The sequence below is a fragment of the Malaciobacter sp. genome, from assembly GCF_055140965.1.
This window is the reverse complement of record NZ_JBSRRO010000005.1, coordinates 16,013-40,235: the sequence shown is the minus strand read 5'-3', so window position 1 is coordinate 40,235 and position 24,223 is coordinate 16,013. Positions and strand designations below refer to the sequence as shown.

Sequence of the window (24,223 nt, the reverse complement as noted above, 5' to 3'; positions counted from 1 at the left end):
ACTAATTTTTAATAAACATATTCTACTAGAAGTAAAATTAATATTAATTTTTTTTAAAAACTAAATTGTGTATTTATAAAAAATTTAAAAAAAAAGGTTGCAAGAAGACTTGCAACCTTTAAATATTTCAGTTTAAATAAACTTATTTAGCTCTAATTCCTAATTCTGCAACTACTGCTGCGAATCTATCGTGAGCTGTGTTTTTTAAATATTTTAAAAGTCTTTTTCTTTTACCAACCATTTTTAAAAGACCTAATCTTGATGAGTGATCTTGTTTGTTGATTTTTAAATGCTCAGTTAATACTCTAATTTGCTCTGTTAATAATGCAATTTGTACTTCTGAAGAACCTGTATCTTTATCATTTTTTTTGAACTTTGCAATAATACTTGCTTTTACGTCCTGATCTAAAGCCATAATTGACCTCCTAATAGGTATATAATCTCACTTAAAGAAATTTTAAATGGACGCGAATTATATTCAAACTATTATTAAAGCTAGTTTAAGTTATAATTAAAACTTCTTCAAAAATAAAATCCCTAATTCTTAAAAGGAAATTTATGTTAAATATCACCTATAAAAAAGAGATTGTTTATAAACTTTATATGCTTGTAGCCTTTGTTATTTTTGCACTTGTAATGTATCAAGGCTATATTCAAAGAGGGGGAGTTTATACCCTATTAATGTTTTTAGCATTTTTTTTAATGGCATTTCAAATAGCATCTATATTTTATGTTTTATTAGTTCAAAGAAGATTAGAGTTAAAAGTTGAAGATGATATTTTATCTTGGACAGTTTATGATAATAAAAAAGTATATAAAACAAATAGTATTAATATTAAAGATATTAAAGATACAAAAACAGAGATAAACTATCTTACTGGAAATATCTATTCAAATTTTACTGCTACTTTTACACTAAATGATGATAAAAAAGTTGTATTAAGTGATGGACTTTTATATGATTTTGGACTTGAAAAATCTGAAGAAATTGCTACTTTTTTACTAAAACACAACTTAGGGCATAAAGATGATATCAAATTTATAAAACTTATTGATGAATTAAATATTGATATTTCAAAAGAGCAAAAATTTGTTAAAAAAGATGAAAAGTCTTATATAATAGGTGTTATTTCAAAAAATAAAAAAGAGTTCTTAGCTTTGAGGCTACAAATAGAGTCTTTATATAAAGATTATAATGATGTACAAAAAAATACAAATAATGAATTTATAATAAAAAGTAATAAAATAAAAGATAGTTTTATTGCTCTTCGTTCAAATCCTATTGGCTATATGGTAGAGTTTTACAATGTAAATAAAAAACCTGAACTTAAAATGTTAAAAGAGTTTAAAGGTGTTACTATTAAAAATAAATTGGCAAATATAGTAAGAAACAAATAGTAAAAGTAAAACTTTTACTATTTATATAGGTTTCTCATCCTCCTGTTTCATAAAATGCTCTTGTTGAAGTTTCACTTCCATCTTCTTCTGACCATTTGTTTTTTTCAGGCTTTGTTCTTAAAACCTCTTTTAAAATATCAACTGCTTTATCAATATCATCATTTTGAACTGCATCTTTAATACTCATTGCATCTTCAAAATATAAACAAGGAATCAAAAATCCCTCAGCTGTTAATCTGATTCTATTACATGAAGCACAAAAATCATCTTTATGAGGTTCTATTATTCCAAATTGATAACCATCTTCTAACTCATAATATTGAGCAGGTGAGCTAGTATCTCTTGGAACCATTTTAAAATTATATTTTTTAGAAATTATATCTTTAATCTCTTTTGAGTCTAAACCTTTTGCGCTATCTTTTGCATAATGATTTTCCATAAACTCAATAAATCTTACTACATATCCTCTTTGTTTACAAAACTCTAAAACTTCTATAATTCCGTCATCATTTATTCCTTTTATAGGAACACAATTTACTTTGATTTTTAAACCTACTTCATCTGCTTTTTTTATTCCTTCTAAAACCTTTGCCAAAACATCTTTTTGAGCAATTTTCGCTGCTACATCTGGCTTTAAAGTATCAAGTGAAACATTGATTCTTTTTAGTCCAGCATCCTTTAGTTTTTGGGCAACTTTAGGCAATAAGTAAGCATTTGTTGTAAGTGCTAAATCTATATCACTTTTATAATCATATATCATTTTAATAAAGCTGTCTAAATCTTCTCTTAAAAGAGGTTCGCCACCTGTAATTCTAACTTTTTTTATACCCTCATCAATTGAAACTTTTATAAATTTAAATAAGTCTTCATATGAAAGTAAGTTCTCTTTTGGAACCCACGAAAAAGGTTTTTCAGGCATACAATATTGGCATCTAAAATTACATCTTTCAGTAACAGATACTCTTAAATAATCAACAACTCTATTATGTCCATCTATTAACATAATTTTCTCACTTTTTTTAAAAAATTTCAAAAGCTTAATATAAAAAAGCTTAATTCTAGAAAAATTTTAACTATAAATTGTTATAAGTTCTTCTTGATTTATAGTTTTATTTTTCATATCAATTAGACTTTTGTCTTTATAATTTCTAAGCACTCTTGATAAAGTCTCAGGTGTTATATTAAGCATTTGAGCAATTAGAATATTTTTTGTATTAAAAAAATCTTCTTGATTCTCAACTATATATTTTGCAACTCTTTGATGAGTATCTAAAACTAACTGTGAAGAGATGATTCTTTCTAAATTTTTTATCTTTTTTATAAGTGAAGATTGTATTTTTAATATCAAATCTTCATTTGAATAGATAATTTTTCTAAATTTTTCAAAATCAATCCTTAAAACTTCACACTCACTATATGCAACAGCGCTTGCTGGATAAGGTATCTTTTCAAAATTACTTAATTCTGCAATAAGTTCATTATCATAAAAATACTTCATAACAATCTCTTTATTGTTACTTGTACTTTTATAAAGTTTAACTACACCTTTTATTAATAAATGCAAATATTTTGATTCATCACCTTCATAAAAAATGATATTATCTTTTACATAATTACTTTTAACAGAAATATTTTCTATTTGTTTAATCGTCTTTTCATCTAAATCTTTAAATAAATAAAGCTCTTTTAAATTCATTACCATCCTTAATTCAATCGCTGCCAAGCTTCATCTAAAGAGTTAACTCTTTTTGAAAAGAGTAAATATAATGCAATATTAAACTTACTTAGCTTTATAATCTCTTCATCAGGATTATTAATTATATTTTTAGTCTCTTCTAAAGATATATGTTCATATTTTCTATCATAATTAATACCATAATCTTTTAAATTAAAGCTTGTTTCAACTATTTTTTCATCTATTTTTTGCCAATACTTACCATCTGAAAAGACCTCAGGACTTCCCTCAGCTCCTTTTACGACGCTTATATTTTCAAAATAGTCTTTAAAAACTTCAATATATTTTTTCACATATGGTTTATGAAAAGCTGTAGTTACTGCATATTCACTTTTTGCAACTCCTAAGAGTTTTTCTACTGTATTAAAAACAGTTCTAAGTCCTAATTCATGTCTTAATGAAGTTAAATCACTTAATGGTTTTAAATAGTTTTCTCTATTAAAAGTATATATATTATCTCCTAAATCATACTCTAAAACCAAATCTTTTGTACACATTCCAAGTTTTGCTGGTTGTAATTTATCTGTTGAAATTACTAAATTTAAAGGTTTCACATCACTGTTTTTTTCATAAAACTGTTTTAATATATCTTTAAATAAAGGAAATAAAAAAGGATTTCTTACTCTTCCATCAAATGAATAACCAAGCTCAATTGAGTCTTTTACTTCATAAAATTTCATAAAATTTCTCAATGCTTTTACACAAGCTTTTAGTTCATCATCACTTTCAAGTTTTACTCTAAAGCCTACTAAAAATGCTCCTATTTGCGCATCATTTGCCTCTTTATTTAAGATTTTTGTTATTGCATCTATAAGCTCATCTTCTTGTAAATCTCTATTTCCCTTAAAACCTGTTCCAACAGCTTTTATATATTTTTTAAAACTCAATTTCTAACCTTATTAATGAATATTGTAATATAATTAATCAAATTTTATAATAGGATAATATAGAATTGCTTAAATAAAAAAATTACAAAAGGATATTATTGTTATTAGAAGATATTATAAAAAATATTAACTTTTTTGAAGAACTAAATGAAGAACAAGTAAATACATTAGCTAGCTTTTCAAATGTATCTACTTATCCTAAAAATTCAATTTTATATTATGAAACTGAAATAAATAACAAACTTATGTTTTTAGTAGATGGTTTAATAAAAATATATAAAGTTGATAAATTCGGAAATGAGATTTTTTTATATCACATACACAAAAATAGTATGATATCAGAACTATCTTCATTAAATAGCAATGAAATACAATGTTTTTCAAATGCTGAGTTTACCCAAGATTCAACTATTTTAGTTGTTGATTATGAAAAGTTTAAAGAAAACTTTTTGGATAAAAATATTTTAACTTCAAAACTAATTGAAGTTTTATTAAAAAAAAGTCAACAATTTCAATGTATTATAAATAGAGAATTAGTATTTGATGCAACAGCTAAAGTTGCATTTATGTTAACTCAAGATTTAGATATGTTTAATCAATTAAAAAGGCAAGAAGTATCATTTATGCTACATATTCAGCCAGAAACTCTATCAAGAGTTTTAAAAAGATTAAGTAGAAATAAAACAATAAGTATCCAAAATAGTAAAGTAGAGATTTTAAATAAAGAAGAACTTGTATCAATATTCAAAGGAATTGGTGTATGAAGAAAACAGCAACAATAAGTAATAAAATCAAAACAATTGGTTTATTATTTGTTATTTTAATGTCAAGTGTTATAGCAACAACAATATATTTAAATGCAAAAAATCAAAAAGATGCTCTAATAATAAATATTGCAGGTAAACAAAGAATGTTAACTCAAAAAATATCAAAAAATATATTTTATCTTTATCACAATAATCAACATAGTTTTTCAAAACTTGATAATGCAACTCAAGAGTTTATATATAATCTAAACTCACTAAAAAATGGAAATCATTTAATCAAAATAGAACCTGCACCAACAACTGCTATTTCAAATCAAATATCAAAAGTAGAGATTTTATGGTTTAATTTTTATGAAAATATAAAAGATATAAAAAAGTTATTGCAAAATAGAAATGAAAAAAATGAAAAAACATTAAAAATTTTAGTTGATACTGTTTATGCTACTAATAATAATTTATTAAATGAAGTTGATAAAATAGTTAGTTTATATACAACATATTCAGAAAGAAAGACAACTTTTATTAACTATTTTCAATACCTTTTTGCATTAATAATTATACTTTTAATTATATATAGTTATTTTCAATTAAAAAGTATGGAAGAGAATGCTAAAAAGTTTTTAGAACTTTCTAAAAACATAAAAGAGGGTAAATTAAATGAACCAATTGATTTAATACACTTTGAAGCAGAAAAAGAGATAGTTGAAGCAACAGATACACTTAATTGCTTCATAAATAAAATAAATGCAGCAATGGCTTATTCAGATAATGCTTCAAAAAAATTAGAAGATTTGACAAATGAATTTGATGAAATCCTTGATGAATTAAGTGAATCAAGAGATTTATCAAGCCAATTATATAAAAGCGAAGATATGGTTATTGAATCACAAGAGAATTTATTAAACTTTACTCACAAATTAGAGGAGCTTAAAAAAGAGCTAAACTCTTTATCAAAAAATTGTAATAAATCAGAATAATCTATTGTTTAAAATTCTGAATATATTTTTGGGCCTTTTGTCTTAAAAGGTCCATTCTTTTTTTTCCCTTTGGCAAACTTGTTCTTAGATCTTTCATCTGTTTTAAAAAAGAATCAATATCATTAGGAATTAACTTTTCAATGTATTTTTTAAACTCTTTTGCAAATGCTGGTGCACTTCCCATTGTTGATACACATACTACTAAATTATCTTTTTTTATATATGAGGGCAAAATAAAATCACAATACTCTTCAAAATCTGAAAAATTACACATGATTTTCTTATCTTTTGTTTCTTTATAAATATCTTTTTGTAGTTGTAAGTCATCAACTGCCACAATTAATATATCAATTTTTTCTAAATATTTACTATTGTAATTATCTTGTAAATAACTTAAGTTATATTTATCTATTGTATTTTTAAACTCAAAATTTATTTTGGAAGAAACAATCACAATATCATTAGCAAACTCTAATAGTGAAAGGACCTTTCTATGAGCCACTTCACCTCCTCCAACTACTAATGTTTTTTTATTTTTTATATTTAAAAATATTGGTAAATAGTTCAAATCATTCGCCTTAAGTGTTTTTTTTATTCTACTTTGTTTTGTGTTAAAAAGTAGTTTCAAAAAAATTAAAACCCGACAAGAATTATCTTAATTTAAACTTATATTATTTGACTAAGGTCAATTATTATATTTAAAATAAGTGATACAATTCTTATGAAACAAAATTTTAAAGGAGATAAGATGTCGCTTTCAAGAAGAGATTTTCTTAGAAGTTCAGCCGCAGCTTCTGCAGCAGCAGCAGTTGGTATGAGTATGCCAACAGAAGTTCAAGCAGCAGCAAATAAGCTAGAGGGTGACTGGAGATGGGACAAAGCAGCTTGTCGTTTCTGTGGTACTGGTTGTGGTATTATGCTTGCTACGAAAAATGGAAAAATTGTTGCAGTAAAAGGTGATCCAGCAGCACCTGTAAATAGAGGATTAAATTGTATTAAAGGTTATTTTAATGCAAAAATCATGTATGGTGCAGATAGATTAAAACAACCTTTACTAAGAGTTAATGCAAAAGGTGAATTTGACAAAAATGGAAAGTTTGCTCCTATTTCTTGGGAAAGAGCTTTTGATGAAATGGAATTTCATATTAAAAAAGCACTTAAAGAGTCTGGACCTGAGGGCGTTGGTGTATTTGCTTCTGGACAATATACAGTTATGGAAGGTTATGCAGCTCAAAAAATGATGAAAGCTGGATTTAGAAGTAATGCAATTGATCCAAATGCAAGACACTGTATGGCATCAGCTGTTGTTGGTTTTTACCAAACTTTTGGTATTGATGAACCATCTGGATGTTATGATGACATTGAACTTACTGATACTGTTGTATCTTGGGGTTCAAATATGGCAGAGATGCACCCTATTTTATGGTCAAGGGTAACAGATAGAAAATTATCTGATCCTAATAATGTAAAAGTTATTAACCTTTCAACTTATAGACACAGAACTTCAGATTTAGCAGACATCGAAATTATCTTTAAACCAAACTCTGATTTAGCTTTATGGAACTATATAGCAAGAGAGATTGTATATAATCACCCTGAATCAATTGATTGGGATTTTGTAAAAGAGCATATTGTATTTGCGGCAAGTCCTGTAAATATGGGTTATGGTATGAGAAGATCTGATGAAAAAGCCATCAAAGAAGGTAAATATACAGATAAAGAGATGGAAACTATTTCTAAAGAGATGTCAAAAATAGTTTCAGAAGATGAAGCTCCTGCACTAGCACCTTATGGATATAAAGCTGGAGACAATATGATAAATAAACCAGCTGGATTAAAACACTGGGAAATCTCTTTTGAAGAGTATAAAAAATTCCTAGATCCATATGATGCTGATTATGTTACTAAAGTTTCAAAAGGAAATCCTGATGAAACAGATGAAGATTTTAAGAAAAAAATCAAAGAGTTAGCTAATTTATATATTCAAAAAAATAGAAAAGTAGTATCATTTTGGACTATGGGTATGAACCAACATACAAGAGGAACTTGGGTAAATACTTTAGCATATAATGTTCACTTTTTATTAAATAAACAAGCAAAACCAGGTTCTGGTGCATTTAGTTTAACAGGTCAACCAAGTGCTTGTGGAACTGCAAGAGAAGTTGGAACTTTCTGTCATAGACTACCTGCTGACATGATGGTAAAAGTTAAAAAGCATAGAGATATTTGTGAAAAAGCTTGGAAAATTCCAAGTGAAACTTTGAATCCTGTTGGAAACCAACATATTATGAAAATTCACAGAGATATTGAAGATGGTGTTGTTAAGTTTGCATGGGTAAATGTTTGTAACCCATATCAAGATACAGCAAGTGCTAGTCATTGGATAAAAGCAGCAAGAGAGATGGATAACTTTATTGTTTGTTCTGATGGATATCCAGGTATTTCTGCAAAAGTATCTGATTTAATTTTACCAACTGCTATGATTTATGAAAAATGGGGAGCATATGGTAATGCAGAAAGAAGAACACAACACTGGAGACAACAAGTATTACCAATTGGTGATTCAATGTCAGATACTTGGCAATGGGTTGAATTATCAAAAAGATTTACTATAAAAGATCTATGGGGTGAATATACATTAAGAAATGGTAAAAAACTACCAAGTGTTATTTCAAAAGCTAAAGCTATGGGATATGATGAAAATACATCTATGTATGAAATTTTATTTGCAAATGAAAAAGCAAAATCTTATAAATTAGATAAAAATGATCCAATTCAAGCAGGTTTTGATAACTCTGAAGGATATGGAGATAGCAGAAATGTTGTTGGTAGTGATGGTGAAGTATTTAAAGGTTATGGATTCTTTATTCAAAAATATCTATTTGAAGAGTATGCAGACTTTGGTAGAGGTCACGCACATGATTTAGCTGATTTTGATACTTATCATAAAGTAAGAGGATTAAAATGGCCAGTTGTTGATGGTAAAGAAACACAATGGAGATTTAATACTAAATACGATCCTTATGCTAAAAAATATGGAAAAGCTGGAACAGATTTTGCATTTTATGGAAAACTAGCAAAAGCTTTAGCACAAGGTGATTTAAATGGTATTACAGATAAAAATAAAAAATCTTTAAAAAATAAAGCAAAAATCTTTGCAAGACCTTATATGGATTCACCTGAAATGCCAGATGAACAATATCCAGTATGGTTAAGTACAGGTAGAGTACTTGAACATTGGCACTCTGGAACTATGACAATGAGGGTTCCTGAATTATACAGAGCAGTACCAGAAGCACTTTGTTATATGCATCCAGCTGATGCTAAAAAATATGATGTAAAACAAGGTGAACTTTGTTGGGTTGAAAGTAGAAGAGGAAAAGTTAAAGCAAGAGTTGAAACAAGAGGAAGAAACAGACCTTCAAGAGGACTTGTATTTGTACCTTGGTTTGATGAAAAAGTATTTATTAATAAAGTTTGTGCTGATTATACTTGTCCACAGTCAAAACAAACAGACTTTAAAAAATGTGCTGTAAAAATTTATAAAGCATAATTAGTTGAAGTTGAGTTGATAATGATAGAAAATGCAAATTTAATGAGCAATTTTTACTTGTGTCATGGAAATTCATTATCAATTAAAATTATCAATTCAAAAAGGGAGTATTGTTTTGAGCAATAACATTCCAAAAAAAGATCAAAAGATGAATAGAAGAGAGTTTTTTCTAAATGGTGCAAGAGCCTTAGGGCTTACTGCACTTGGTGGTTTAGTATGGAGTGCATATGTTGATGAAGTATCAGCATCATCTCTTTTACTAAGACCTCCAGCAGCACTTAATGAAAAAGATTTTCTTAAAACATGTATTAAATGTGGGATGTGTGTTGAAGCATGTCCTTATGATACATTACAATTAGCAAAGCCAGGAGATAACATGCCTTTGGGAACACCATATTTTATTCCTAGAGATATTCCATGTTATATGTGTCCTGATATACCATGTGTACCTGTATGTCCAACAGATGCATTAAATGAGAAACTAGTAACAACAAATAACAAGCTTGATATTAATAAAGCTTCAATGGGTGTTGCTGTGATTGATGATAATAGTTGCATAGCTTTTTGGGGTATTCAATGTGATGCATGTTATAGAGCATGTCCGCTTTTAGGTGAAGCAATTACTATTGAATATACAAAAAATGAAAGAACAGGAAAACACGCTTTTTTAAAACCAGTTGTTCATGCAGATGTATGTACTGGATGTGGTTTATGTGAAAAAGCATGTGTTACTCAAAAAGCAGCAATTTTTGTATTGCCAAATGAGGTTGCAAAAGGAAAAGCTGGAGATTATTACATCAAAGGCTGGGATAAAAATGATGAAAAAAGATTAGAAAAAGCAACAAGCAAAACCACTACTACAAAAATTAGTGAAAGAAAAGCAGTTGACTCTTTAAATGATATAGGAGGACTTTTAGATGATTAATTTAATTAAAAAAAGTAAATTCCTAATAGCAAGAAGAGTTACTCAATTTACTATTATGTTTTTGTATATTGCAGCTAATGTTTGGGGTTTTAATTTCCTAATGGGAAATCTTAGTTCATCAAAACTTTTAGACACAGTTCCTTTAAGTGATCCTTATGCAGTACTTCAAATGTTTACAGCTGGTGCAGTAATAGCAAGTGATGTTTTAATAGGCGCTATTATTATATTTGTATTTTATATGTTTATTGGTGGAAGAGCATTTTGTTCTTGGGTTTGTCCTGTAAATATAATTACTGATTTAAGTAACTATATTAGAAGAAAATTTGGATTTAATAAAATCTTAAAAAGACAACCTGCAACAAGAAACATAAGATATTATGTATTAGTTTTAAGTTTGATACTCTCATTTTTTATGGGATATGCAGCATTTGAATTAATCTCACCTGTATCAATGATACACAGAGGTTTAATATTTGGACTAGGATTTGGCTGGGCAGCTATTGTAATTATATTTTTATTTGATCTATTTGTATTAAAAAATGGCTGGTGTGGTCATGTATGTCCAATTGGAGGGTTTTACTCACTTATTGGAAGATTTAGTTTAATAAGAGTTCATCACAATCATGAAAACTGTACTGCATGTATGAAATGCAAAGAGGTTTGTCCTGAATCACAAGTACTATTTATGGTAACAAAAGATTCAATTCCTGTAACATCAGGAGAGTGTACAAACTGCGGTAGATGTGTAGAAGTGTGTGATGATGAGGCTCTTAACTTTTCAATAAAAAATTTAAAAAAGGAAACAAAATGAAGTTAACTAGTATAACTTTAGGTATTGCAACAGCAGCTGTATTATTTGCTGCTGGATGTGCAACAAGCCAAAAAACTGTTAGTGAAGAGTCGTTAGGTTTAAGAAAAACTGACATTTATACAGAAAAATCAACAATAGCAGATAAAACAAAATATTCGACTTCTCCTGCTGGAACAGGGATATTGTATGAAAGATCATTTGAAAATGCTCCACCAATGATTCCACATGATATAGAGGGTATGTTACCAATTACTATAAATAATAATGCTTGTACAACTTGCCATACTCCAGGAATTGCAGAATCTATGAATGCAACACCAATTCCAAAGTCTCATTTTACAGATTTTAGACCAGTGACAAAGCTTCTAAAAGATGGTAAAATTGAAAAAGATGGAAAAGTATATACAAATACGAGTGATTTAAAATTGGCTGATTATAAAAAATTAAACACATTAGCTGGAGCAAGATTTAATTGTAGCCAATGTCATGCACCTCAATCAAAAGGTCAATTAGTTGAAAATACTTTTAAACCTGATTTTAGATCAAAAGGTGCAAACAAAGCATCTAATTTAATTGATACTATGAATGAGGGTGTTAAATAAATATTAAAATAGAAGATTTTCTCTTCTATTTTAAAAGGTAAAACATGAAAAGAAGAGAATTTTTTAACTCAATAACATCAAAAATTAAAAAAGAAGAAAAAAAACATATAATAAGACCACCTTATTATAAAGACAAAGATCTTTTTTTTAAAGAGTGTATAAATTGTGAGGGCTTTTGTGTTCTAGCTTGTGAAGAGAATATCATATTAATAAATGAAGACAAAACACCAATAATTGATTTTTCAAATGGTGGTTGTACTTATTGTGATGAGTGTGCAAATGCTTGTCCAAGTGAAGTATTAAGTATAGAAAATAAAAAAAATATTGATGTAAATATATCAATAAATATATTAAAATGCCTCTCTTGGAATCAAACAATGTGTTTTTCATGTAAAGATCCTTGTTTAGATGATGCAATAGATTTTATTGCTATGTTTAGACCTGAAATAAATAGTAATTGTACTTCTTGTGGTTTTTGCATTAAGTACTGTCCTGTTGATGCAATTGAAATAGGAGCATAAATGAAAACTTTCAAAATAGTATTATTAGTAGTTTTTTCTGTACTTAGTTTACAAGCTAATATAAATATACTCAAAGCAACAAACTCTTTTACTACAAGTGGTGGTGTTACAGATATGCTTATTAAAAAGCAAAAACTATATGTAGCAACTACAAATAGCACCATTGATATTTTTGATATTAAAACAAAAGAAAAAATCAAACAAATTACTATTCCTAAAATTAAAGATTTTATAGGAGATACTATTAATGCTAAAATTTATAGTGTTGATGTAATTGATAATAAAATATTAATACTTTCACAAGGAAATAAAGGTGGAAGAAATATCTTTATTTATGAAAATGAAAAATTACACACTATTATTAGTGATAAAAAAAGACTTTTTATAGCAAAAGCTAAATTTCTTTCAAAAGATAAGATTCTTTACTCACTTTTAAGTAATCAACTATTTTTATATGATTTAAAAAACAAAAAAATTATTTATGAAAGACAAGCTTCTCAATCAAGATTTTCTGATTTTTCTTTAAATGATGATAAATCAAAAATAATAATAGCAGATGAAAGTGGTGTACTACACGAATATAAAACATCAAATGGTAAGTTTATCAAAGATTATAAATACCAAAACTTAGATAATGTTTATCAAGTAGATTGGAAAAAAGATAAAATAATAACAGCAGGACAAGATAGAAGAAGTGTAGTTTATAATGCAATAAATAAAAATGCTTATTATAAAGAAACAGACTTTTTAATATATAGTTGTGCCTTAAGTCCTAGTTCAAACTTAGCAGGATTTGCAAGTGATGAGTTCAATAATGTAACAATATTTAATACTTTAACAAAAGCAGAATTATATAAACTAACAGGAAATAAAATGATTATTACAAATATAGTTTTTTTAAATGAAAATGAAATATTTGTATCAAGTGATGATAGTAAAATAAACTATTATAAATTAGAAAATAAAGGATTTTAAATGAACATTTCAAGTATTGTTGTACAAACATTACCAAAATATTTAGATGAAGTTGTACAAAATTTAAAAGATTGTAAAGCATGTGAATATCACATACATGATGAACTTGGAAGAATTATTATTACAATTGAGGGCAAAAATGTTGAAGAAGAACTTGAGAACTTAAGAGTAATTGAAAACATTCCCCATGTAATTAGTGCAGATATGCAAATGGCTTATAGTGAAGAAGAGTTAAATGAACATATGGAAGTTTTAGAAAACTCTGATGTTGTTCCAAGTATGCTAAATGATGAAACAATAAAAGCTGAAGATATTGTTTATAATGGTGATTTAAAAAAGAAAAATGTTCAAGGATTTGCCAAACATTTTGATAAAATAGGAAAATAAAATGGAATATAAGCAAAGTGAATTTCTAATTGAAACAATTGTTCCAAAAGATGAATTAATAGTTTCAAGAACTGATTTAAAAGGTAATATCACTTATGCCAATGATACTTTTGCACAAATTAGTGGTTATGAAGTAGATGAACTTATAGGAAAACCTCACAATTGTGTAAGACATCCTGATATGCCTAAAAAAGTTTTTGAAGAGTTATGGAGTAGCTTAGAAAAAAATCACTCATGGAGTGGAGTTATAAAAAACTTACGAAAAGATAAGGGCTTTTATTGGGTTCATGCTCAAATAAATGTTGTAAAAAAAGATGGTAAAATTGTAGAGTATAAATCAATTAGAACACCAATATCTTTTAAAGACAAAGTAAAATATCAAAAATTATATGACAATATAAAAAAAGAAAACAACGAAAAAATAAGAGTTGTTTCATATATTTAAAAACTACACAATATTTTCACACTAATATAGTAAAATTACATATGAAAAAATTGATTTTTTTTAAAGTAATTTTACTTTGTTTATCTCTAAATCTTTATGCTTCATCAACAAATATCAAAAATGCCCATGCAATAGGAATTTTTGATGAAAATGGTAATGGTGAAAATATACAACATACAAGAAAAACAAAGGCTGATTATAATGGTACTTGTTTTACAAAAGTTGTTGTAATTGGAGAGTTTTATCATACAAAACCAGAAGTTTATATAGGTAATTCAAGAGGTTATTTTCAAAAATCAAAATCTATTTACAATAAAAGAAAAGTCAAAATTGGTGAAGTATTAACATATCAACACTTTAATGTTTCAAGTGGATATATAAATGTAAAAATTGATAATAAAACTTATGATTTTAAAGTTTTTGTAAAATAAATTTTTTTTATAAATTAATTTCATTGCTTTAAAGCTAAATTTAATTTTTATATTTAAGAAATTTGTAAATTTACAAACAAACTTCTTATAATCTAAGCCAACAAGCAAAACATAAGATAATATAATAATACTGCCTTTGAAAATACCATTTTATCGATATTTATAAAAAATAGATCATTTTAACATAAATATTTTACTCATAATTTCCTATTATTATTTCTGAATGAATATTCACTTAAATTGCAATTTCTTGATTTACATCAAGAAAGTTATCTTAAATTAGTTTTATAATTTTAGGGTAACTTAAAGGATTTAGGATGGAAAAGAACAAAAAAATTGTTGTTTATGGAACAGTTTTAAGTCTTCTTATTGCCGCTTCGCTTTTTGTTTACACAGTATATGCATCTAACATGTTGTCATATTTATCAAGTGATGCAAAGGCCTGTATTAATTGTCATACAATGAATTCAGCCTATGCAACTTGGCAAAGAAGTTCACATAGAAATGTGGCAAAATGTGTTGATTGCCATTTACCTGTTGGTGATGTTGTAGCTAAATACAAATCAAAAGCAATAGATGGATGGAATCATTCAGTTGCGTTCACATTAAACACTTATGAGAATAATATTCAAATAAGTGATGATGGAGCAAGCCGTGTACAAGCTAACTGTATTCGATGTCATGCAAGCGAAAGTGCGACATTGAAGCTAAACGCTGACAAATATCATAGCGGTGAGGACGGAAGTCTAGAAACTGGTCGGAAATGTTGGGAGTGTCACAAATATGTGCCACATGGTAAAGTTCGTAGTTTAATATCTACTCCATATAATCTTGGAGTTAAAGAAAAAATGAAATAGAGGTAAGTTGTCATGAAAAAATACAAAATCCTTCTTGCTATTTCTTTAATAGCAATTGGACTAATGTCTGTTTTAGTTGCATCAATTAATGAAAAAAAAGAAGAACAAAAACAGATTAATAGTGTTCCGCAAATGGAAAAAAGATGGGAAACAAAAAACGAAGAGTTTAGAAAGTACTATCCAAGACAGTTTGATTCTTGGAAACAAACTAAAAACTCTGATGATATTCACGATATGTTAAAAGAGTATCCTGAGCTTGTTGTATTGTGGGCTGGTTATGGATTTGCAAAAGATTATAATGCTCCAAGAGGACATTTTTATGCAATTGAAGATAACAGAAATACATTAAGAACAGGTGCACCAGTTGATGAAAAAACAGGACCAATGCCAACTGCATGTTGGACTTGTAAATCACCAGATGTTCCAAGATTGATGGATGAACAAGGTGAAGAAGAGTACTTTACAGGTAAATGGGCAAAATATGGTTCTGAGGTTATAAATCCAATTGGATGTATGGATTGTCACAACCCTAAAACAATGGAGTTACAAGTAAATAGAAAGTATCTTGATAGAGGATTAGCAAGTGAAGGTACATTACAAATGAAAGATGCTACTCAACAAGAAATGAGAACATTAGTTTGTGCTCAATGTCACGTAGAGTACTATTTTGATAAGAAAAAAACAGCTAGTGGTAAAAAAGCTGCAGTTGTTACATTACCATGGAAAAATGGTTTTACAGTTGATGATATGGAAAAATACTATGATGAAATTGAGTTTTCTGATTGGACACATAAAATTTCAAAAACTCCTATGTTAAAAGCACAACACCCAGGATATGAGATGTGGAAAACAGGTGCCCATGGAAGAAATAATGTTTCTTGTGCAGATTGTCACATGCCATATACTCAAGAAGGTGGAATCAAATATACAGATCACAATATTGGAAACCCACTAGAAAATATGAGTAAAACTTGTATGAATTGTCATAGAGTTAGTGAAAAAGAGTTACTTGCTAATATCAATAAAAAAAGAGAAAGAAAAAATGAACTTCATAAAAAAGCTATGGTTCAAATCTCTGCTGCACACTTAGAAGCTGGTAAAGCTTGGGAAGTTGGAGCTACTAAAGAAGAGATGGCACCTGTGCTAAAAGATATTAGACATGCACAATGGAGATGGGATTATGCTGTTGCTTCACACCCTGCATTCTTCCATGCACCAGAAGAGACATTAAGAGTATTAGCAACTGCTATTGATAAAGCTGGACAAGCAAGAATTAAATTAGCTAAAATATTAGCTAAACATGGAGCTGCTGATTATAAAGCACCTGAGTATAAAACAAAAGAAGATGCTCAAAAAATTATTGGTCTTCCATTTAAAAAACTTGTTGAAGATAAAGAAAGATTCAACAAAAACTTAGTACCAAAATGGAAAGAAGAGGCTGAGAAAAAAGGTCTTTATAACCCAGAATCTACAAAAGAAATAGAACATAAAACTTCTTACAACTAAAAGTAAAAAGAGGATTTCTCCTCTTTTTATAATAGACTCTAATTTTTGTAAGTAACACATAATATCTTTCTTTCTTGTGTTACTTATAAAATTTAAATACTTTATGGATTAACAAAATGAAAAAAACTATTAAAACACTTTTTAGTATAGAAGTTATGACTGTACTCATGCTATTTTTTGCCCTTGCTTGTGCAGTTGCTACTTTTGTAGAGAATGACTTTGGACCTCTTGGAGCAAAATCATTTATATATGGACAAACCTGGTTTGAAGCAATAATGCTTTTATTAACTATTGGTGTTATTTTTAATATTTATTGGTTCAAAATGTATCAAAAAAAGAAATTTTTTATTCTATTAATTCATATATCTTTTATATTTATATTTATAGGTTCTGCACTTACTAGATATTTGGGATATGAAGCAATTATGACAATTGATGAGGGAAGAGAACAAAATATTATTTATACTACAGATGAATATATTCAAATAAAAGCTACTAATAAAAACAATGAACTAAATTTTGAAAAAAAAGTTTTAATGACAAAACTTAATCAAACTGACTTTTCATATACTTTTGATTTGAAAAATAAAGATATCAAAGTCAAATTTGATAAGTTTGTACCAAATGCTATTGAAGCAATTGTTGATGATAAAGATGGAATTCCAATGGCAAATATAATTGTATCTACATTTAATGGAGTAAAAAGTATTGACTTAAAAAATAGTGAAGTAAAAAAAACACAATTTTTAGATTTTTCATTAAATAAAGAGTTTAAAGATTATAAAAAACCTCTTGTTACAATAACAACAAAAGATAATGGACAAATTTTATATAAAGCAAATATCTCTACTGCTTGGTACTCAATTGAAAATAAAAAAGATGGTGTAATAGCTGCAAATAAAGAGATTATTTTAGGGCAATCAAGAGTTTATAAAGTTGGGCAAACACAGTTTATGATTAAACAAGCAAGTTCAAAAGGTGCTTTAAAAGTTGTAAGTGCTTCTAAAAATCAAGTAAAAAAAGATGATCAAGTTAATGCTGTTTTAGTTGATTTAATAACAAATAACAGTAGTAAAAAAATAGCTTTATATGGAAAAGGTGGCTCAAATAGAGGTTATCTTACTAAAACTACTTTTCAAGGAGTTGATTTTGAAATGCAATGGGGTGCTAAAGCTGTTACATTACCTTTTAGTATAAAACTTTTGGATTTTCAATTAAATAGATATCCAGGTTCAAACTCACCATCAACATACTTAAGTGATATTGAAATTGTTGATAAAGATTTAAAAGAGAATAAATTTTACAGAATATATATGAATAATACATTAGATTATAAAGGTTATAGATTTTTTCAATCTTCATACAAACAAGATGAAAGTGCAACAATCTTATCAGTAAATAAAGACCCAGGAAAAACTCCTACATATATTGGCTATTTTTTACTTTTTACAGGTCTATTTTTAAATCTTTTTAGTAAAAATGGAAGATTTAGAAAATTAAGCAATAAAAAATTTAATATTGAAGATATTAAAAAAAGCTATTATTTAAAAAATGGTTTTAAATCAGCAATCTTTGCACTTTTTATGTTATTTTCTTTTAATACTCCAACATTTGCAAAAAATTCAATCAATGAAGAGTTAATCAATAGTATTAAAAACATAGATAAAATACACTCAGACTATTTTGGAAGTTTTTTGATTCAAGATTACCAAGGAAGAATAAAGCCTGTTAATTCATTAGCTATTGAAATAGTAAACAAAATTGCAAGAAAAGATAAGATATTTAATCTTGATGAAAACCAATTTTTCTTAAGCATGATGTTATATCCAAAAGTTTGGCAAAATATAGAGTTTATAAAAATAAAAAATGATAAATTAAAAGAGATTTTAAAAATTGATAAAAATAAAAAAACGATTAGTTTTAATGATATATATACAAAAGATGGGAAATATAAACTACAAAATCTTTTAGAAAATGCAAATGCAAAAAAACCCATAAGTAGAACAAAACTTGATAAAGAGTTAATCAAAGTTGATGAAAGATTAAATATTGCATACTCACTATTTATTGGGGATTTTTTCAAAGCCTTTCCAATAGCATATGATGAAAAAAACAGATGGATTGCTCCTTCTATTGCACTAAGAGTTTTAGATAATAGTTCTGATATTAGTATGTCAAAAGAGCAAGCTATAAAAATAAAAGAGCTTATGCAAGACTATTTTATTACATTAAAAAAAGCAAATGAAAATAATCTTTCTTGGAATAAAGTTAATGAAAAACTACAAAATATAAAAGAGTTTCAAAAAAAATATGCAACACATATTATGCCAACACAATGGAAAATAGAAGCAGAACTAATATTTAATAAATATAATATATTTGAAAGATTAACTCCTTATTACTTAATATTAGGTCTTACTCTTTTAATAACTGTTTTTATAAATATATTTAAACAAAATCTAAATATTACTAAGTTTACAAAAATAGTTCTTATATTGCTTATTATAGGCTTTGTGTTTCATACTTTTGGGCTTGCACTTAGATGGTATGTTGCAGGTCATGCACCATGGTCAAATGGTTATGAATCCATGATTTATATTGCATGGGCAATAATATTATCAGGAATATTCTTTTCAAAACAATCAAATCTTGCATTAGCTACTACAGGAATATTAAGTGCAATAACACTATTTGTTGCACACTTAAGTTGGATGGAACCACAAATCACAACTTTAGCACCTGTATTAAAGTCATATTGGCTAACTATTCATGTTAGTGTAATTACAGCAAGTTATGGCTTTTTAGGATTAAGTGCTTTACTTGGATTTATAGCTTTAATTCTTTTTGCTTTAATAAATAAAAATAAAGAGAATGAAAATTTCTTTTCTATTCTTTTAAGTATAAAAGAAGCAAATAGAATAAATGAAATGTCTTTAATTATAGGTTTAGTTTTATTAGTAATAGGAAACTTTTTAGGAGGTATTTGGGCAAATGAATCTTGGGGTAGATATTGGGGTTGGGATCCAAAAGAGACTTGGACTTTAGTATCTATTTTAATTTATGCTGTAATCATTCATCTACGGTATATAAAAGGTATTTTAACAGAGTTTTTATTTGCTGTATTAACCCTTGTAAGTTATGCTTCAATTATCATGACTTATTTTGGAGTAAACTACTATTTAAGTGGAAAACACTCTTATGCAGCAGGTGATCCTGTGCCTATTCCTTCATTTGTTCCTATAAGTGCTATTATAATTTTAATAATCATACTATTAGCTTTTAGAAACAAAAAATCACTATAAAAGTTATTTATAGTGATTTTTTCTAAATTTCTTATCTAATATTAAAAATTGTGTAAAAAGTTTACTAAAAATTTACTCTTTTTTGATATAAATCAAGTATATAATTTGTATAAAGTTATATAATACAGTCAAAGAAGTTTTACTTATAATATGTCTCCTTCCCTACATAATAAGTCTTATGAAACTTCTTTTGTCTTTTAATTCTTTAGTTTAGTCATTCTCATTCCTAACTTTGAACTAAACTAAGAATTAATTTATACTTGTCAAATTATTGATAAATAAATGTGAATATATTATTAAAATTGCGAATTTTGTTTGAAAAGATAAGAAGCCTTTTTTGGGTTTCTTATTTTTCATTTCTTACATATACTTTTTAAGTACTTCAGGTATTTTTATAGAGCCATCTTCTTGTTGATAGTTTTCCATTATAGCCACAAGTGTTCTTCCAACTGCTAAAGAAGAGCCATTTAGTGTATGTGCTAAAATATTCTTTTTGTTTTCTTTATATCTGATTTTTGCTCGTCTTGCTTGAAACTCTTTAGTATTTGAGATTGAAGATATTTCTCTATACTTATTTTGTCCAGGAAGCCAAACCTCTAAATCAATTGTTTTTGCTGCACTAAATCCTAAATCACCAGTACAAAGCATAACTTTTTGGTGAGAAAGTCCAAGTGAAGTTAATAAATCACTAGCACAAGCAACCATTTTTTCAAATATTTCTTCTGATTCTTCTTGTTTAGTAATTGCAACCATTTCAACTTTATCAAATTGGTGTTGTCTAATCAATCCTCTTGTATCTCGCCCTGCACTTCCTGCTTCTTTTCTAAAACAAGGAGTATATGAAGTTAACATTAAAGGTAATTCATCAACAGCAATTATTTCATCACTATAAAGATTAGTAAGACTTACCTCAGCTGTTGGAATAAGATATAAATCCTCATCCTCAATTTTAAACAAATCATCTTCAAATTTTGGAAGTTGCCCCGTTCCTTGTAAAGTGTTTGAGTTTGCCATAAAAGGGACATACCACTCTTCAAAACCTCTTTGTCTATTAAAATCAAGCATATAATTAATCAATGCTCTTTCTAATCTTGCAGCAACTCCTCTCATAGCTGAAAATCTAGATTTTGCTAACTTAACACCTCTTTCAAAGTCTAACCATCCATTTTTTTCACCTAAATCCCAATGCTCTTTTGGTTCAAAAGCAAATGATGGTTTTTCACCTATTGTTTCTAATACAACATTTTCATCTTCACTTTCACCATTTGGAACATTCTCATCTGGAAAGTTTGGAACACCAAGTGTAATTGAAGTTAGTTTCTCTTCTAAAATCCTAACATCATCTTCTAAATCTTGTTTTTTAGCTTTAAGTTCACCAATACTTTTTTGTAATGGCGCTATGTCAAGTCCTTCTTTTTTATATCTTCCAAACTCTTTTGATAATTTATTTTGCTGTGCAGTTACATCTTCCATGCTTTGTCTTTTTGCTTTAGCATCTTGTGAAATTGTTTTTAAACTATCAAGTAATTTTGCATCTACACCTTTTCTTTTTAAGGCATTTGCCGTAGTTTCAAAATCTTTTTGCAGTAATTTTATATCTATCATATCTATCTTTCACCATAAAATTTTTGCCATTATATCTAAATCTTTCTATGTGATTGCTTTGCTATTTACTTATTCTTATCATGTTATAAATTCTATTAAGTCATTATTCATAATTTAATGATTATAATTATCAAAATTAAATAAAGGTGATATTTTTGAATTGTAAAGTAAATTCTATATTTAAAAAATTAAATACTCCTGAACAAAGTGGAAAAAAAATCGGACTTTTTAGGACTATTTGCGCTATTTTTGGTGGTCTGTTAGTTGCATATCTAGCTATGACCTTACTTGTTTTCATACTTCCTGGAACTGCTGGAGAGTCAATTATTATTCCATTGATGTTTAATACACTAGCTTGGGCAATTGCAGCTTTATGGATATCTGTATCTTCAACTAAGATGATAGCTTTATACAAGATTTTTATTCCCTCAACTATTTTTTGTATTGCTATTGCAATTTTTATTTTAGGAAATTAACATGAGTCATAATCCAACAAAACTATTAAAACAAAGATTACAAAGGGTTCATGTAGCAGCTGGGATTACTTTTTCATTATTTATGTATGTAGCTGTCTTTTTTGGGATTTTTGCAATTTTTTTACCATATATTCAAACATGGGAAAAACCATCAAGACATTTTGAAGCAGCTGATATTAAAAATATAAATTATTCAGCAATGATTGACCCCGTAATTTCAGACCCAGAATTTCCAAGAAATAATATAATTATTCAACTACCAGGATACAGAGGTGATCCTGCACTTAAGATAAGACATATGTTTACTCAAGCTGTTGTATTTAATCCAAACAGTATGGAAAAAATAGAAGATGAAAAAGACATTTCTGAACTTGCATGGTTTTTAAATAGTATGCATTATGGAAGACCATTGAAAACTTTTGGTTATTTACTATTTGGATTTGTTGCAGTTGGAGTGATGTTTTTAATTATTGGTGGATTAATTCAAGTCTATTTAATAAAATATAAAAACAAAGGGAAAAATCAACAAAGTAAATTTTCTAAATGGCATAGAAAAATTTTCACATGGATATTTGCTCCTTTTATTATAGTTACATTAACAGGTGCTTTAATGAACATAGGATTTATAGGCTCTGCACCTATGGCATATATAAGCTCAAAAGGTGAAACTTTTCAAATAGGAAGATTAATACGACCTGTTCTTAACCCAGAAAAAGAGAAAATTGAAAAGAAAAATGATGCTGTTGAAATGCTTCCAATTAATGAACTAATAAAAAAAGCACAAGAGATAAATCCAAATGTTAACTTTCACAAAATAAAACTTATAAATTGGAAAGATTCAAGTGCACAAGTTGAACTTGAGGGGTACAATCCCAAAATGCCATTTTTAAATGGTATTTATAATGATCCAACTGTTATATTAAGTGGAGTTGATGGAAGCTTAATACAAAATATAAAAGTTTTAGATTCCCATTGGTCTAAACTATTTGTAGATAGCATGTATTTCTTACATTTACTTTTTGGAGTTGATGTGTTTACTAGAATTCTTATGGCAACACTTATGGCTATTTGTGCAGTTGCAATTGGATTTGGAGTAATGCTTTGGCTTGAAAAAAGAGCAAAAAAGTTTGAAAATAAAATTCCATTTTATCACTGGTTTGGGAAATTATCACTTGCAGTTATGATAGGTGTTATTCCAGCAACTGGCTTTATATTTTTACTTCAATGGATTTTACCATTTGATATGCAAGATAGACTTATTTGGCAAAAGGGCTTATTTTTTGTCTTTTGGCTTGCAACATTTACATGGTCATTTTATAGAATTAATTCATACCAAGCAACAAAAGAGTTCTTTTTTATAGGAGCTTTATTTTTTATGCTAACTCCAATATTACATTTTTATAATAGTGGATTTAATCCAATTGAATTATATGCTCTTAAAATGAATACTATTTTAAATGTTGATTTAGGACTGTTTTTATTTGGTTTATTACTTATGCTATTAGCTTACAAACTACCAAATAATAGAAATGAAGCAAAAAGCTTTTTTAAAGCAAAAGTTTAAAGGAAAACAATGAAATTAAGATATATTTTTTTAGCACTTTTTTTAGCAGTAAACCTAAGTGCACACACACTTTTAATGAATGTATTTAATAATGATGACAATACCATCACAGTTATAGGTGAATTTAGTAATGGACAAAAAGCAGCAGGTGCGATGATAAGACTTGAATCATTAGCAACAGGAGAAATTTTATTTAAAAAAAGACTTCCTGATGAGAGTGAAATAACTATTGATATTCCAAAAGAAGAGTATCAAGTAGTTTTAGATGGAGGACCTGGACATCAAATTGTAAAAGATGGAATCGCTCCACTTGAGGGTTTTAGTATAAAAGCTTCAAAAGAGGCTAAGAAAAAGCTTTCACAACCAAGACAAAGAAGTAATGAACTAGGAATGCCTCTAATCATACTTTTATCACTTGGCTTTTTATTTATAGCTTTAGCTTTATATTTTAGTGCAAGAAATACAAAAATACTAATGGCACAATTAAAAAAATAAGTTT

The 24,223-nt window shown here is 27.5% G+C and carries 24 protein-coding genes; 18 read left to right on the top strand and 6 right to left on the bottom strand.

The window, feature by feature from the left end; all coding sequences use genetic code 11:
* Positions 1–142: 142 nt before the first annotated feature.
* A complete protein-coding gene (gene rpsO / locus ACTCCZ_RS02920) occupies positions 143–415 on the bottom strand; it encodes a 30S ribosomal protein S15 (protein ID WP_079578046.1) in 273 nt (90 codons plus the stop codon).
* A gap of 143 nt (positions 416–558) precedes the next feature.
* Between rpsO and ACTCCZ_RS02915 the strand changes: the two genes are divergently transcribed.
* Positions 559–1,398, top strand: a complete 840-nt coding sequence (locus ACTCCZ_RS02915) for a hypothetical protein (RefSeq protein ID WP_079578047.1) — start codon at positions 559–561, stop codon at positions 1,396–1,398.
* Positions 1,399–1,432: 34 nt separating this feature from the next.
* On the opposite strand, the gene moaA is transcribed toward ACTCCZ_RS02915, so the two are convergent.
* The 3 genes from moaA to ACTCCZ_RS02900 form a co-directional block, all read right to left on the bottom strand.
* Positions 1,433–2,401, bottom strand: coding sequence for a GTP 3',8-cyclase MoaA (gene moaA / locus ACTCCZ_RS02910; RefSeq protein ID WP_079578048.1), 969 nt, complete (start codon positions 2,399–2,401; stop codon positions 1,433–1,435).
* 66 nt (positions 2,402–2,467) lie between these two features.
* Positions 2,468–3,094 (bottom strand): Crp/Fnr family transcriptional regulator, encoded by a 627-nt coding sequence (locus tag ACTCCZ_RS02905; protein WP_228145308.1) that lies wholly within the window; start codon positions 3,092–3,094, stop codon positions 2,468–2,470.
* An 8-nt stretch (positions 3,095–3,102) separates the two neighbouring features.
* The gene (locus ACTCCZ_RS02900; RefSeq protein ID WP_079578050.1) at positions 3,103–4,020 is read right to left on the bottom strand and encodes a glycosyl transferase; all 918 of its coding nucleotides are present in this window, start codon (positions 4,018–4,020) and stop codon (positions 3,103–3,105) included.
* Positions 4,021–4,118: 98 nt separating this feature from the next.
* Between ACTCCZ_RS02900 and ACTCCZ_RS02895 the strand changes: the two genes are divergently transcribed.
* Entirely contained in the window at positions 4,119–4,784 is a 666-nt protein-coding gene (locus ACTCCZ_RS02895; protein ID WP_079578051.1) for a Crp/Fnr family transcriptional regulator, read from the top strand.
* The gene (locus tag ACTCCZ_RS02890; RefSeq protein WP_079578052.1) at positions 4,781–5,764 is read left to right on the top strand and encodes a type IV pili methyl-accepting chemotaxis transducer N-terminal domain-containing protein; all 984 of its coding nucleotides are present in this window, start codon (positions 4,781–4,783) and stop codon (positions 5,762–5,764) included. Before ACTCCZ_RS02895 ends, ACTCCZ_RS02890 begins: the two co-directional genes overlap by 4 nt.
* 1 nt (position 5,765) lies before the next feature.
* On the opposite strand, the gene ACTCCZ_RS02885 is transcribed toward ACTCCZ_RS02890, so the two are convergent.
* Positions 5,766–6,332: a precorrin-2 dehydrogenase/sirohydrochlorin ferrochelatase family protein gene (locus tag ACTCCZ_RS02885; protein ID WP_159445731.1), complete on the bottom strand. Its 567-nt coding sequence runs from the start codon at positions 6,330–6,332 to the stop codon at positions 5,766–5,768.
* 180 nt (positions 6,333–6,512) lie between these two features.
* Between ACTCCZ_RS02885 and napA the strand changes: the two genes are divergently transcribed.
* From napA to ACTCCZ_RS02825, 12 genes are all read left to right on the top strand, one after another.
* Positions 6,513–9,317, top strand: a complete 2,805-nt coding sequence (napA, locus tag ACTCCZ_RS02880) for a nitrate reductase catalytic subunit NapA (RefSeq protein ID WP_079578054.1) — start codon at positions 6,513–6,515, stop codon at positions 9,315–9,317.
* 115 nt (positions 9,318–9,432) lie between these two features.
* Entirely contained in the window at positions 9,433–10,242 is an 810-nt protein-coding gene (napG, locus tag ACTCCZ_RS02875) for a ferredoxin-type protein NapG (protein WP_079578055.1), read from the top strand.
* Positions 10,235–11,053, top strand: coding sequence for a quinol dehydrogenase ferredoxin subunit NapH (gene napH, locus ACTCCZ_RS02870; protein WP_079578056.1), 819 nt, complete (start codon positions 10,235–10,237; stop codon positions 11,051–11,053). The genes napG and napH overlap by 8 nt, the downstream gene beginning before the upstream one ends.
* Positions 11,050–11,655 carry a nitrate reductase cytochrome c-type subunit gene (locus ACTCCZ_RS02865; protein ID WP_079578057.1) on the top strand — a complete coding sequence of 202 codons (606 nt, stop codon included), beginning with the start codon at positions 11,050–11,052 and terminating at the stop codon, positions 11,653–11,655. The genes napH and ACTCCZ_RS02865 overlap by 4 nt, the downstream gene beginning before the upstream one ends.
* A 44-nt stretch (positions 11,656–11,699) precedes the next feature.
* Complete coding sequence (locus ACTCCZ_RS02860) at positions 11,700–12,176, top strand: ferredoxin-type protein NapF (protein ID WP_079578058.1); 477 nt, start codon at positions 11,700–11,702, stop codon at positions 12,174–12,176.
* On the top strand, positions 12,177–13,151 hold the full coding sequence (locus ACTCCZ_RS02855) for a WD40 repeat domain-containing protein (protein WP_079578059.1): 975 nt from the start codon (positions 12,177–12,179) through the stop codon (positions 13,149–13,151).
* On the top strand, positions 13,152–13,538 hold the full coding sequence (locus ACTCCZ_RS02850) for a chaperone NapD (protein ID WP_079578060.1): 387 nt from the start codon (positions 13,152–13,154) through the stop codon (positions 13,536–13,538). It abuts the gene before it with no gap.
* 1 nt (position 13,539) lies between these two features.
* Entirely contained in the window at positions 13,540–13,983 is a 444-nt protein-coding gene (locus ACTCCZ_RS02845; RefSeq protein WP_079578061.1) for a PAS domain-containing protein, read from the top strand.
* Between the two features lie 41 nt (positions 13,984–14,024).
* Positions 14,025–14,414 (top strand): hypothetical protein, encoded by a 390-nt coding sequence (locus ACTCCZ_RS02840; RefSeq protein WP_099333837.1) that lies wholly within the window; start codon positions 14,025–14,027, stop codon positions 14,412–14,414.
* 317 nt (positions 14,415–14,731) lie between these two features.
* A complete protein-coding gene (gene nrfH, locus ACTCCZ_RS02835) occupies positions 14,732–15,271 on the top strand; it encodes a cytochrome c nitrite reductase small subunit (RefSeq protein WP_079578063.1) in 540 nt (179 codons plus the stop codon).
* Positions 15,272–15,283: 12 nt separating this feature from the next.
* On the top strand, positions 15,284–16,777 hold the full coding sequence (gene nrfA / locus ACTCCZ_RS02830) for an ammonia-forming cytochrome c nitrite reductase (protein WP_079578064.1): 1,494 nt from the start codon (positions 15,284–15,286) through the stop codon (positions 16,775–16,777).
* A gap of 116 nt (positions 16,778–16,893) precedes the next feature.
* Positions 16,894–20,079, top strand: a complete 3,186-nt coding sequence (locus tag ACTCCZ_RS02825) for a cytochrome c biogenesis protein (protein ID WP_079578065.1) — start codon at positions 16,894–16,896, stop codon at positions 20,077–20,079.
* A 360-nt stretch (positions 20,080–20,439) separates the two neighbouring features.
* Here the strand turns inward: ACTCCZ_RS02825 and serS are convergent, their stop codons facing one another.
* A complete protein-coding gene (serS, locus tag ACTCCZ_RS02820) occupies positions 20,440–21,684 on the bottom strand; it encodes a serine--tRNA ligase (RefSeq protein ID WP_079578066.1) in 1,245 nt (414 codons plus the stop codon).
* A 155-nt stretch (positions 21,685–21,839) separates the two neighbouring features.
* Between serS and ACTCCZ_RS02815 the strand changes: the two genes are divergently transcribed.
* Genes ACTCCZ_RS02815 through ACTCCZ_RS02805 form a run of 3 tightly spaced genes read left to right on the top strand, consistent with a single transcriptional unit; the run spans position 21,840 to position 24,219 of the window.
* Complete coding sequence (locus ACTCCZ_RS02815; protein WP_228145309.1) at positions 21,840–22,160, top strand: hypothetical protein; 321 nt, start codon at positions 21,840–21,842, stop codon at positions 22,158–22,160.
* Position 22,161: 1 nt separating this feature from the next.
* Positions 22,162–23,724, top strand: coding sequence for a PepSY-associated TM helix domain-containing protein (locus ACTCCZ_RS02810; RefSeq protein WP_079578067.1), 1,563 nt, complete (start codon positions 22,162–22,164; stop codon positions 23,722–23,724).
* 9 nt (positions 23,725–23,733) lie between these two features.
* On the top strand, positions 23,734–24,219 hold the full coding sequence (locus ACTCCZ_RS02805) for a hypothetical protein (RefSeq protein ID WP_079578068.1): 486 nt from the start codon (positions 23,734–23,736) through the stop codon (positions 24,217–24,219).
* The last annotated feature ends 4 nt before the right edge of the window (positions 24,220–24,223 follow it).